Annotated in this window: 9 protein-coding genes; 2 read left to right on the top strand and 7 right to left on the bottom strand. The window is 56.9% G+C overall.

The features are described from left to right. Nucleotides 1-54 precede the first annotated feature (54 nt). The 3 genes from DMG62_10770 to rbfA form a co-directional block, all read right to left on the bottom strand. A complete protein-coding gene (locus tag DMG62_10770; GenBank protein PYY22961.1) occupies nt 55-1,791 on the bottom strand; it encodes a dolichyl-phosphate-mannose--protein mannosyltransferase in 1,737 nt (578 codons plus the stop codon). 69 nt (nt 1,792-1,860) lie between these two features. Continuing rightward, the gene (locus DMG62_10775; protein PYY22962.1) at nt 1,861-2,835 is read right to left on the bottom strand and encodes a bifunctional oligoribonuclease/PAP phosphatase NrnA; all 975 of its coding nucleotides are present in this window, start codon (nt 2,833-2,835) and stop codon (nt 1,861-1,863) included. Nucleotides 2,836-2,863: 28 nt separating this feature from the next. Beyond that, nucleotides 2,864-3,232, bottom strand: coding sequence for a 30S ribosome-binding factor RbfA (gene rbfA / locus DMG62_10780; GenBank protein PYY23003.1), 369 nt, complete (start codon nt 3,230-3,232; stop codon nt 2,864-2,866). A 203-nt stretch (nt 3,233-3,435) separates the two neighbouring features. On the opposite strand from rbfA, the gene DMG62_10785 reads away from it, so the two are divergent. Next, on the top strand, nt 3,436-3,993 hold the full coding sequence (locus DMG62_10785; GenBank protein PYY22963.1) for a hypothetical protein: 558 nt from the start codon (nt 3,436-3,438) through the stop codon (nt 3,991-3,993). A gap of 245 nt (nt 3,994-4,238) precedes the next feature. Beyond that, a complete protein-coding gene (locus DMG62_10790) occupies nt 4,239-6,701 on the top strand; it encodes an ABC transporter permease (protein ID PYY23004.1) in 2,463 nt (820 codons plus the stop codon). A 324-nt stretch (nt 6,702-7,025) separates the two neighbouring features. Here DMG62_10790 and DMG62_10795 read toward each other — a convergent pair whose 3' ends face one another. From DMG62_10795 to DMG62_10810, 4 genes are all read right to left on the bottom strand, one after another. Continuing rightward, nucleotides 7,026-7,316, bottom strand: a complete 291-nt coding sequence (locus DMG62_10795; GenBank protein ID PYY23005.1) for a DUF503 domain-containing protein — start codon at nt 7,314-7,316, stop codon at nt 7,026-7,028. Between the two features lie 118 nt (nt 7,317-7,434). Beyond that, nucleotides 7,435-10,425, bottom strand: coding sequence for a translation initiation factor IF-2 (locus DMG62_10800; protein ID PYY22964.1), 2,991 nt, complete (start codon nt 10,423-10,425; stop codon nt 7,435-7,437). Between the two features lie 140 nt (nt 10,426-10,565). Next, nucleotides 10,566-12,149: a transcription termination/antitermination protein NusA gene (locus tag DMG62_10805; GenBank protein PYY22965.1), complete on the bottom strand. Its 1,584-nt coding sequence runs from the start codon at nt 12,147-12,149 to the stop codon at nt 10,566-10,568. Between the two features lie 29 nt (nt 12,150-12,178). Further along, on the bottom strand, nt 12,179-12,778 hold the full coding sequence (locus tag DMG62_10810) for a ribosome maturation factor (protein ID PYY22966.1): 600 nt from the start codon (nt 12,776-12,778) through the stop codon (nt 12,179-12,181). Nucleotides 12,779-12,919 lie beyond the last annotated feature (141 nt).

A 12,919-nucleotide genomic window follows, 5' to 3' on the forward strand; every position in this document is an offset into this window, starting at 1 on the left:
GCGGAAAGTGATTTCCGGTGCAGGAACCACAACGTGCAGCCGTAACCACTCAGCTTACCTTGAGATTGATCCACTTGACGAAACCCAGAGCACCTCCAAATGCTGCGGATTCGCCTTACCCGGAAATGGAGAGCCGAACGAAACGACCGAGCGATTTGGCCCGATGAGTTTCTCGATTGTGGCGTGCTCTCCTGCACGGGCAACTAGGATATGACCAACGGTTGGAATCTCGCCACGCTCGTAACGTTCGATGCGCTGGTCGAGATAAAAGCCGAGCCCATACTCTACTTCGCGCCGCGTATCCAGGACCGCCACCGGCCGGATTTGGGTGTGGAGATTATCATGTTCGATCTGTTTTACGTAATCTGCAACCTGCCGGCTGGAGTATGCCTCGCCGAGAATGCGTCCCGCATAATGCAGCAGAAAGAAGATTCCAAAGGCTACCGGGACTATCGTGGTCCATAACAGCATTCGCGCTCCTCGGCGTCGCACTAGGACGAAGATGAAACAAAAAACCGCGGCTCCAGTGACGCCTGCATAGCCAAGCGCCGCCTTCGGCGGCATCGTCTTAGGTTCAAGGACAACGTGTGGGACCAGGAGCACGGCCGCTGTCAGGACTGCGGTAATCAGAGAGTGTCCAAAGAGCAAACCAGTGCGCATGGCTGCCCGTTTCCTGCGCTGAAGATAGTCGGCGGTGAGAATCGTACATGGCGGGATTGACGGCAGTATGTAACCCGGCAGCTTTGACTGTGAGAATGAAAAGAAGAGGATCGGGAACAGGGCCCAAATCACAAGAAATTCCGGAAAGGAATCTCCTATCTGCTCGCTTTCTCGCACGCGCCCTGGAAAAGAGCTGCGCCAGTCCCGCCAAGTTTGCTTTGCGGCAGAGCTGAGAGCTGCGATCGCGTAGACGGTCCAGGGCATTAACGAGAGGATCAGAACGGGAAGGTAAAACCAGAATGGCTGCTTGTGCTGGAAAAGGTCGGTGGCGAAGCGCTCGAGGTTGTGTTCGAGGAAAAAGACTTTGAAGAAGTCTTTGTTCGCCATTTGCACGGCGATGTACCAGGGCAGCACAATGACGGAGTAGATCAGCACTCCGGGCAACCACACCATCTTCCAAACCAGTTTCAAATCGCGCCGCACAATCGCAAAAATCAGCACGATAAAGAATGCGAGACCCGGCGCTACCGGTCCTTTTGCAAGCGTGCCAACAGCGAGAAAGAAATAGAGATCAAAGAGCCAGAATTTCTTTCCCGTTTCGAACCAGGCATACCATCCGAGCATGGCGAAGGCAAATGGCGCGGCCAATTGCATGTCGGTAGAAGCCCCGCGGGAAAAGCCAATCACTGCAGCGGATGTGGCTGTGATGAGCGCGGCGCCAAACTGCGCTCCCGGACGGAAGCGCCGCATGTGGAAGTAAATAATGATGACAAGTGCAGCCGCGAAAGTCGCGGAGGGTAAGCGGGCTGCCCAATCCTTGTCGCCGAATGTTCGAAAAGCCGCGGCTGCACGCCAATAATAGAGTGCGGGCTTCTCCAACCAGGGACTCCCATGCAGCGTAGGCGTAACGAAGTCGTTGTTGTGCAGCATCTCGCGCGCTACCTGCGCATAGCGCGGCTCGTCCGCACCAACCAGCCCGAAGCTGCCAAGACCGTAGAAGAAAAGCAGGAGAGAGAGCGCAAATACAGTGGCTACCTCGATGACGAGAATGCGCCTTCTTGGGTCCGTTCCCTGCTCGATGGCTGTCGCTGGTACTACCAAGATTGTGCCCAGGAAGCTTTTGGTTTGCATACGGGCAGAGTGAACCGCAGTCTCTGAACAAGAGACACAGCCACGATGTGATCTTCTCTTGTGATCAATTCAGGCTGTCGCCTCAGGCCCGCGTCCGCCAGGAGAAAACACTCCACCGAGCTGGGCCAGAATGAGTTCGAGGGATCTCGATAGCGGACCAGATACCGCGCAACCACTCGCACAGGCGTGCCCGCCGCCACCGAACTGCTCAGCTATTGCGGCGACGTTCACCTGTCCTTTACTGCGTAGGCTTACGCGATATCTGCCGTCTGCAAGTTCGCGAAAAAAAAGTGCCACTTCGACGCCCTGGATACTCAAGGCGTAATTCACAAGACCTTCGCAGTCCTCGTCCAGTCCGCCGCTGCGCTCCATCTCCGCCGACGAGATGTGCATATATGCCAAAGCTCCTTCGCGATGGAGATTCGATAACGCGTTCCCCAATAGCCTCATCTTTGAAGTGGGATTGGAAAAATACACATGGTGCGCGATATCAACAGGGTTTGCCCCGCGGCGCACTAATTGCTGCGCCAGCTCGAATGCGCGCTCGTCAGTACCCGCATAACAGAATGCTCCCGTATCGGTAAGAACTGCAGTGTACAAGCACGTTGCCATTTCGGGAGTAATGCTTGCATTGGCGGCCCGGGCAAGTTCATAAACCATTTCTCCAACTGCACAGGCATTGACGTCAATCCAGTTCACGTCGGCAAAGTTGCGGGCGCTGTTGTGATGATCAATATTGATGAGAAAGCGGCCTTCGAGGCCCTGGAGTCGCGTACGCTGCACGCCATCGCATTCGAGGATGATGGCCGTAGCAGGAGCACCATCCGGAATCTGCGAACTGTGCAGGATCACGTCAGCATATGGCAGTGGACCATAGATCAGCGGTACTGCATCGCTCATGACCACCTGGCTGGTCTTCCCCAGCTGGCGCAGCATTTGATAGAGGGCTAGCAAAGAGCCAATGGCGTCGCCATCAGGTCGAGCATGCGACGTAAGTACAAAGGCTTCGCGCTGCTCGATTTGCTTGAGCACCTGATCCATCATGGCGCTAAACGAGATGCCTCCTGCTCTGCTACGTCTTCCTTTTCCTCTTAGTGCGTCCGAGTAATTCGCCGATACGCGAAACGTATTGCTCGGAGCGGTCGATCACGAATACGAGCTCTGGCGCATGACGCAGTCCCATGCGATCTGCCAACTGATGACGAATGAAGCCTTTTGCGGCATTGAGTCCGGCGAGCGTCTGCTCCGCTTCATCATCATCGCCATCGACGCGAACGAAAACACGCGCCATCTTGCCGCCCGGAGCGAGTACCACTTCGGTGACCGCGACCAAACCTATGCGAGGATCTCCAAGTTCTCCCTCGAGAATGAGATCGATCTCCTCGCGAAACGCTTCCACCCGCCGCTCGCGCTGATGTTTCGGGGCGCGTGGCTGTACCATGAAAGGCTCCCGTGAATAAAACTCATGAGCATACCAGAAGATTATGTGATTTCGTGATTCGGTAATTTCGTGATTTGGAAGATGCATTTGAACAGGAAACCTTTGTGACACTTACCTTTTGCACGAGCACAGGGAGAGACTGCAAGTGTGATCCCGCTCTTCAAAATCAGAAATCGTTTCGCTTGCGAAATCACAGAATTCCTATGACTCATCTCCGCCTTATTGAGGAGGCTGTGCGTTGGCTGCGCTCCAAGTATCGTTGTAGCATTGTTCTATCCGAACAGAGCTGCTCCAGTGGCGAGACTCCTGACGCCATCGGATGGAAGGGACAAAATCACTCGGTCGTGATCGAGTGCAAAGTCTCGCGATCGGACTTCCATGCCGATGCCTTGAAGCCCTGGCGCACCGATCCACAGCACGCCCTCGGATGCGAGCGTTTTTATCTCGCTCCGGCAGAGATGATCTCCGTCGACGAATTGTCCTGCGGCTGGGGACTTCTCGAAGTTCGTGGTCGTGAGATACGTGTTATGCAGAAGTCGAAAAAGAACCTTCGCACTTCCGAAGGCCTGGCAAACGAAATGAACCTGCTTCTCGCGAGTTTGCGGCGAGTGGAAGTAAGGATCGAACCGCAAACAATCACTGATTTCCTAAAATGGAAAAACCGGATGGCGCGATACAACGGTGGCGCTTTGCCTTCTGGTCTTGCCGCAGAAGAAGCTGAGCAGAACCTCTATCTGGCGATGCGAACTGGGGCGCTTTGAGTTGCGACCGATTCTGAAGTTCTGAGTTCCAATTCAGAAGCGCCAGCCTGCAAGAACCAGCCTCCCCTAATGTCTTTTTGTCTTTCTCACTGTTCACAGGCGAACACTCACTCCTTTGGTCGAACAGCCCAGTGAACTTGAAGCCGCAGTCAAGCTGCTGATTTCCCTCAAGTTAGTTCTTTTTTTGCATTGGTCCCGGGATTGCGGTCTCAATGCGTTTAACTTCTAATCCTGGGATTGATACGATGCAAAACTTGTTGCAAGAACTGCGGTATGGAATTCGCACACTGAACAGGAGCCGTGGCTTCGCCTTGGCTGCGGTGCTGGTCCTCGCCCTGGGCATTGGCGCTAATACCGCGATCTTCAGCGTAGTAAATGCGGTGCTGTTGCGACCTCTTCCTTTCCCCCAGCCGGATCGACTGGTGCAGATCTGGCATACACCTCCGCAGAAAAGCTTTCCCGGAATGAAGGAATTTGCAGTGTCTGCTGCGAATTATCTTGACTGGGCCGCGCAGAACCACGTGTTTCAGCAAATCTCCATTTACTCGTGGTCTTCCTTCAACCTCACCGGCAAGCGAGAACCACAGTTCGTAAGTGGGCGTGCCGTTTCATCGGAATTCTTCCCGGTTTTGCAGGCTCAACCGCTATTGGGACGCATCTTCACGCGCGATGAAGATCAGCCCGGCCACAACCATGTGGTCATACTCAGCGAAAGCTTCTGGCGTAACCAATTTGCTGCGGATCCGGGAATCGTTGGTCAGGACATCTCGCTCGACGGAGCAGCTTACCGCGTGATCGGCGTGATGCCGGCGAAGTTTCAGTTTCCAATTGCATCGGATCCCGCTGACGCGGCAAAGCTCTGGACCCCCTTGGCAATGACAGACAAGGAGCGCGCCGTGCGAGGCGAGCATCACTATTCGGTGATCGGGCGATTGCGTCCGGGAGTGAGCATACAGCAGACACAAGCTGAGATGGATACGATCTCGCGCCGCCTCGAACAGGAATTTCCCGCTGATGACAAGGGTTGGGGCGCAGTCGTTAAGCCACTGCGCGAAGAATTAGTAGGAGACGTCCGTACTCCGCTGCTCGTGCTGCTCGGTGCAGTCGCGCTCGTCCTGCTGATCGCCTGTGCAAATGTGGCAAATCTCGTGCTGGCAAGAATCGTGTCACGCCAGAAAGAGATTGCGGTTCGTTCCGCCTTGGGAGCATCAAGAATTCGCCTGCTTCGGCAGGTAGTTTGCGAGACAGTCGTCTTGTCCGTGACCGGAGGATTGCTCGGACTCCTCATCGCTCATTTTGGAGTAAGGCTGATCGTCGCGTTTCTCGCGTCAAAACTGCCACGGGCTTCCGCCATTGCAGTGGACGGCTGGGTGCTCGCGTTTACGCTGGTAGTGTCGTTCGTTGCCGGCATCGTCGCAAGTCTTGTGCCGGCATTCAGGCTCAGTAAAGTGAATGTGAGCGAAGCTCTCAAGCAAGGCACGCGGACAAGTTCAGACGGGGCAGGAAATCGCACACGCGGGATGTTGGTCGTCTCTGAAGTTGCGTTGTCCCTGATGCTGCTCGTCGGCGCTGGCCTGTTGATCCGCACGCTATGGGCTCTTCGCAAAGTCGATCCTGGGCTCGATCCGCACAATGTTGTTGCCATCATCCCTTCCATCTCGAGGATCGCCTTCCCCCAGCCCGCGCAGGAAATTGCGTTTTATGAGGAATTGGTGGACAAGGTGAAAGCGCTGCCTGGAATTGAATCCGCAGCAGCTATTGACGACCTGCCGTTGAGCGGCAGTGGCTCGAATCAGCCGATTCAAATTGAGGGCCATCCGGTACAGGCGATGGCCGATCAACCGGAAGTCTCGGTACGCATCAGCAGTCCTGGCTACTTCCATACCATGCACATCCCTCTAATGCACGGCAGGGACTTCGGCGACCAGGACACAGCAAGCAGTCCGGGCACGATCATCATAAGCCAGTCGATGGCACAGCGATTCTGGCCCAACGAAGATCCGGTGGGAAGGCATCTTACGCTGACGTTCTTTCCCAACAAGATACGAGAGATCGTGGGCGTGGTAGGCGACATTAAGGACCGCGGCTTGGATTCAGCAGAACCGGCAGCCATGCTTTACGTTCCGCTTGCGCAGCTCACTGCTCCTCCGACCGTTGTATGGCGATCATTCCCATTGTGGCTCATGGTTCGAGCTCAATCGAATGCTGCGTCTATCACTCCGGCAACGATCAATGCAATGCATCAGCTCAACTCGCAGCTGCCAATCGGGGATGTGATCACGATGGAAGATTTCATTGCGAGCACGCTTTCGCAGCAACGCTTCAACATGCTGCTGCTCGCTGTGTTTGCCGGAGTAGCCCTTGTGCTGGCCGCAATCGGCATCTATAGCGTGCTCGCATACACAGTGCGTCGCCGAGTGCGCGAGATCGGAATTCGCATGGCGCTTGGGGCGCAAACGTCTGATGTTGTAAAGATGGTGGTCTCGGAAGGAATGAAGCCGACGGCGCTCGGCGTTGCCATAGGAGTTGCAGGCGCGCTTGCTCTCGGACGGTTCATTTCGAGCCTCATCTACGGCGTTAAGCCGACAGATCTCGGAACATTCATGACCGTATCTCTGGCCTTGGTGCTGGTTAGTTTCCTCGCCAGCGTGATCCCGGCATATCGGGCGACGCGAGTGGAACCGGTGACCACTCTCCGAGACGAGTAATCGTCAGAGAACGGCCACACAGAAAGCCTGACACCTGATGAGCTCGCTTCGAAGCGAGCAACGGCCTTTTGTCGGGAAGCCCTTTTTCCCCAGTCCCCTCAATCAAAGGACGTAGCCAGCAGATCCCAGGTTGGTCCCCGGGGGGATATCCCCCGTACGAGATCGCCGGGGATTAGAGGGATATCCCATGCAAGCCACGGGGATCGAATTCGTGTAAGCCGACACGAGGTTGAGATTGAGGCAGTCATTCCTTCTCGCCCATTCCACGACATGGCGGACAAAATAGAATGGCGAATAGTGAAGGTTAATCTTTGACAGTGTGACTCATTCCAGTTCCACGTAACTATCGGTGAGTTCGGCGCCGTTATCGTTGGCGATACGACCAGCGGCACGTTCCACCTGCTGCATCAGCCCAGCGAGGTAGTCACGCGAGCTGGAGATGCTAACTACTCCAATCGTTGCTCGCTGCCACAGATTGGTTTCGTCAAGTTCCGCGACGGACACGTTGAAGCTGTGACGGAGCTTGTCTTTCAGGCTGCGCAGCACTTGACGTTTGTCCTTAAGAGACTGCGCGCCTTCGATGCGGATCTCGAGAGTGAGGACGGCAATCGGCATAATTCCGGAAATCTGCAAAATAAAGGCGCGACCTTCGTCGCGCCTCCACCGCCGCAGAGCGGCTGTGCCACATTCTTCCGCAAACTTCGTCAGCTGAAGTCCGTGCCCTACTTTGCTATCACTGGTGTACTAATTGGGGCTTCGCGCCAATCAGCTCGCCGGCGACTTTCTGAACGCTGAATGCCTCGATGACGTCGCCGATTTTGACGTCACCATATCCGGCGATACTGATACCGCACTCCATGCCGTTGCGTACTTCGCTGACGTCGTCTTTGAAGCGTCGCAGTGAGCCCACGCGGCCTTTGAAGACGACTACATTGTCCCGCAGCAGGCGAACTTCCGCGTCGCGCTTGATGGTCCCGTCCTGGATGTAGCAGCCGGCAATCGTGCCCACTTTGGGAACGCGGAAAGTCTCGCGAACTTCGGCGCGTCCGAGATAAGTTTCTTTGAACACCGGCTCGAGCAATCCGGCCATGGCTTTCCGGATTTCGTCCTGCAGTTCGTAAATGATCGAGTGCAGGCGGACTTCGACGTTTTCCTGCTCGGCGAGTTCCTGGGCTTTGCGCTCCGGGCGGACGTTGAATCCGATGATGATCGCATTCGAGGCTGATGCCAGCAGCACGTCGCTCTCGGTGATGGCGCCGACGCCGGAACGCAACACGCGGACTTTCACTTGTTCGTTCGAGAGTTTCTGCAGCGAATCGGCCAGCACTTCGACTGAACCCTGCACGTCGCCTTTGAGGATGATCGGCAGTTCTTTTACGCCGGCAGTCTTGATCTGCTCAGCCAGGCCCTCGAGCGTTACCCGAGATGACTTCGCCAACTGCGCTTCACGAGCCTTCTGCTCGCGATAGGTTGCGATGTTCTTGGCTTTCTCGCGGTCCGCGACGACGGTAAACGTATCTCCCGCTTCGGGTATGCCTTCCAGACCAAGGATTTCCACCGGTGTTGCTGGCTCTGCTTCGTCAACAGCGTTGCTGCGGTCGTCGAACATTGCGCGTACTTTGCCGAAAGTGTTGCCCAAGATGAACGTGTCGCCAATGCGCAATGTTCCATTCTGGATAAGCACGGTTGCAACGGCGCCGCGACCGCGATCGAGCTTGGCTTCGAGCACAGCGCCAGTCGCAGGACGATCGGGCGAAGCCTTGAGTTCCTGCAGATCGGCAACCAGGCAGATCATTTCCATAAGGAGATTCAAATTGGTCTTTTGCTTGGCGGAAACGTCCACGAAGACGTACTTGCCGCCCCATTCTTCAGGAACATATCCACGATCAGCGAGCTGCTTCTTCACGCGTTCGGGGAGTGCTCCCGGCTTATCGATCTTATTCACCGCAAAGATCAATGGAACCTTCGCCGCCGTGGCGTGGTCAATTGCTTCAAGCGTCTGCGGCATCACGCCGTCATCGGCAGCAACGACGATGACAACAATATCCGTGACCTTGGCTCCGCGTGCTCGCATGCGGGTGAACGCTTCGTGACCCGGAGTATCGAGAAAGACGATCTCGCGCCCAAACGCCGGTGACTCTTCCTTGGTGATACGAACCTTGTAAGCGCCGATGTGCTGCGTGATCACACCAGCTTCGCCACCAGCAACGTTGGTCTCACGGATCGCGTCGAGCAGCGAGGTCTTGCCGTGATCGACGTGTCCCATGATCGTGACTACAGGAGGACGCACGACGGCTCCGGCATCGAGACCGTCTGAGGCTGCAACGCCCGCTTCGCTGTCCTTCGACATCTGCTCTTCGAAGCTAATGACCTCTGTATCCGCTCCGAACTGGCGCGCCATGTCTTTCGCCAGCTCTGCATCGAGCGTCTGGTTGACAGTCGCGAACACGCCCCGGTGCAGCAGCCGCGCAATGATCTCCTTCGCGCGCACCTCGAGCTTCTCAGCAAGATCCTTCACGCTAATGCCTTCAGTAATCGTGATGGAGCGTGTGATCGGCACCGGCTCGTTCGAAATCTGCGGCGTAAATCGTGGCGGTGGAGTAAAGCCCTTCATTGGGCCTTCCTTCACTCCACGCGGAACATAGCGTTGTCCGGGACGCTTTCCCGGCGCACCGGGACGTCCCGCTGGACGAGTACCCGAAGGCGGTGGCGGCGGAGCGAGGCCAGGAGCGCCCAATCCCATAGGCCGGCCTCCCGGCGCTTGTCGTGTCGGATGCATGGGCCGGCGTGCTCCCGGACCCATCGGCGGGCGCTGCCCGGGTTGCGGCGCTCCCATTGGGGGACGACGCTGGAAAATCGGCTGACCACGTACCGGCATTCCGCCACCGGGACGCTGTCCAGGCTGCGGAGCTCCGTGCGCTCCAATGGGCGCAGCCGGACGCAAAGACTGCGGCGGCGCCGTGTAGACCGGACGCGGTCCTGTTTGCGGCGTGATTAGGCGACGAATAGGCTGAGACGGTACCTGCGTGCGTTGCTGCTGCGAAGCGCTGGCGATGGAACCCGCCGCTGGCGGAGCCGAAGGCCGTGTGACTTGAACCGCTGCAGGAGGCTTCTCTTCCCGCACAGGCGGCGCACTCACAGGCGCTGCGCTGACAGGTGCAGCTGGCGCTTCAGTCGGAGCAGCAGCCCGCGGAGGAGCAGCGATTTCCGATTCGGGAACAGCGGCTTCCGGCGTCTTGGGCGCTGCTGTTGGAACTGTAAACGACGGACGCGGACCAACTACCGGTTTGATTACGCGCCGAGCGGGCGCTTCGGGCGCGGGAGCTGGTGGGGCAGCGGCGACCCTCTCAACAGGAGGCGCGGCACTCGGAGCCGGTGTCTTCGGAACTGCGGCCGGAGGCACCGCCACTGGCTTCGGCGAAGGTGGGGCAGCAGTCTCGGCGTTGCGGCGCAACAAACTGGCGACATCGCCAGGCTTGGAGATGTGGGAGAGATCGACTTTGGTCTTGATTGCAGACTCGGCCGAGCGCGATCCGCCATCACGGGCAGTGCCCGCCCCACCTTGTCCAGCAAAATGCTTGCGCACACGCTCAGCTTCGTCAACCTCGATGGAGCTCGAGTGTGTCTTCTTTTCCGTCACTCCGACTTTGGGAAGGATATCGAGGATCGCCCTGCTCTTGACTTCCAGTTCCCTTGCCAGATCGTTAATTCGAACTTTGCTCATCCGCCCTGTGTTCTCTCCGCTATCCCGTTACACGATCATCACAACCCTCACGAGATCAATTAATCGATCACCTTGGTTACGTGGTTCCGGCCGGCTCGGGCCGGGAAACCGCCTGCAGCGTCCATGCTGCAAGCCACAAATTATTCATGATGCTCCGGCTTACTAGCTTCCTCAGGCTGCGGCTCTTCCGGAGCAACAACCTCTTCCGCTTCCGGAACGGGCTCCTCACCATGCACATGCACTTCCGCAACATCTGCCGCCGGAGCATTTTCTACGCCAGCGATCTCAGCAGCCTCAAGCGCCTGGCCAGTCTCAGCCGCTTCTTCGTACTCCGAATTCTCGGCTTGCACATTCGGCATCTCGACATTCTCGCCCGCACCAACCCCGGGCTGAGCGTCGATGGCGACGTCTTCCAAGCCAGCTTCGGCGGCCTGAACCTCGCCACCTTCAAGAGCAGAGAAGTAGTTGTTCACGGCGATGCTGATTTTTTCGATCGTCTTTGGACCGATGCCGGGCAGCTCTTCGAGTTGTTCTGGCGTCATGTCCGCAAGAGCTTCGACCGTCGTGATTCCAGCGCCAACCAGCTTTTCAATCACTTGCTCGCCCAACTCCGGAACCTTCTCAAGCGGAGTAGTGGTCGTTGCAGTGAGAGCCTGCATCTGCTGCTCAACTTCCTGCCGCTTCTCTTCTTCGCTCTTGATGTCAATCTTCCAGCCAAGCAACTTCGCCGCAAGGCGTACGTTCTGCCCTTTCTTGCCAATCGCCAGCGAAAGCTGCGTATCGTCGACAATCACTTCGAGATGCTTCTCCGTCGCATCAACAACGGTGACACGACTCACCTTCGCGGGCTGCAGCGCCTTCTCGGCAAACGTAACCGCGTCTTCGTGATACTCGATGATGTCGATCTTTTCGCCGCGCAACTCACGGATGATGGACTGCACGCGCATGCCCTTCATCCCAACGCAAGCTCCGACCGAATCGACATCTTTGTCGCGTGACATCACGGCAATCTTCGTGCGCTCACCCGCTTCGCGAGCGATCGCGCGAATCACTACGGTGTTGTCGTAAATCTCCGGTACTTCAGTCTGAAACAGATTCTGCACAAGCTCCGGCGCGGCACGCGAAACCACTACCTGCGGTCCCTTCGAGGCCTTCTCAACCCGAACCAGCACCACACGCACACGCTCGCCTACGGCGAACGATTCGAGCCTCGACTGCTCCTTGCGCCCCATGCGTGCTTCGGCTTTGCCGATATCGAAGATCACGTCTGGACCTTCGATACGCTTCACCGTGGCATTGAGAATCTCGCCTACGCGTCCGATGTACTCGTTGTAAACCGTGTCGCGCTCGGCCTCGCGAACCTTTTGAAAGATCACCTGCTTGGCAAGCTGCGCAGAAATACGCCCGAGCACACCATCCGTCGATTTGTATTGGCGAATCTCGCCGCCCACTTCGACGTTGGGATCGACGCGTCGCGCATCCTCAAGCGTGACCTGCGAGTTCGGATCTTCGATCTGTTCCGGAGTCTCGACGACGGTCCTGTAGCTATAAGCCTGGATCGCGCCTGTCTCTTTGTTGAGTTCGGCGCGCATGTTCTCCTGGATCTTGTAGTGCTTGCGCGTGGCAACAGCGATCGCGTCTTCCACCGCATTCACTACGATCTGAGGATCGATCCCTTTTTCCCGGCTTAGCGCCTCAATATTTTCGTACAGCGGACTTGCCATGATTGCCCTTAGTTCCCTATTCCTACTGTCTAAATCTCCGGCACCAGCCGGGCGCGCTCGATGTTGGTCATCTCCAGCTCAACCGCAGGCCAGGCGCCATCGCCTTCGGTATCGAACTTCTTCTTGCCCTTCTTCTTGCCTGACTCGATCTCCAACGCGATGCGGCTCTCGTCTAACGTCCGAAGTCTGCCCTCAAAGTGCCGGTTGCCTGCCACAGGCTCCCGAGTCATGATCTTGACCTTGCTGCCCGAGAAGCGCTGAAAATCAGCGGGTTTTACTAACTTCCGGTCGAGGCCGGGCGATGAAACTTCCAATAAATACTGGCCGCCCGGGATCACATCTTCTACGTCGAGAACCGTGCCCAGTTCGCGACTGTAATTGGCGCAATCCTCGTGAGTTACACCCGCCAATCGATCCCAATTCTCTGGCGCAGATGTCTTTTCCGCAGCCTGACTTGCGGCAGCTAGTTGCAGCTCAAGAGCACGCCTTCCTTCGGCATTCTTCTCGATGTAAATCCTGAGAACACGACCCTTGCCGCCGCCGTGAAACTCCAGATCAACAACTTCGAGTCCTGACGAAGCCGCGATTCGCTCCGCAATCGCCCGCACATGAGCTTCGTCGAATGGCATCGCCCGTCTTCTACCTGCAAATCACAAAAAGTTTGCCGGAAATAAAAAGTGGGCTATCGCCCACTGGTTTGCTTCGCCAAACGATTTCTCCACCACACCACGTGGATGAAGGAAGCCTAGCCACCCCCTCAGGGGCCCCGT

The sequence above is a fragment of the Acidobacteriota bacterium genome, from assembly GCA_003225175.1.
Taxonomy (GTDB): domain Bacteria; phylum Acidobacteriota; class Terriglobia; order Terriglobales; family Acidobacteriaceae; genus Gp1-AA112.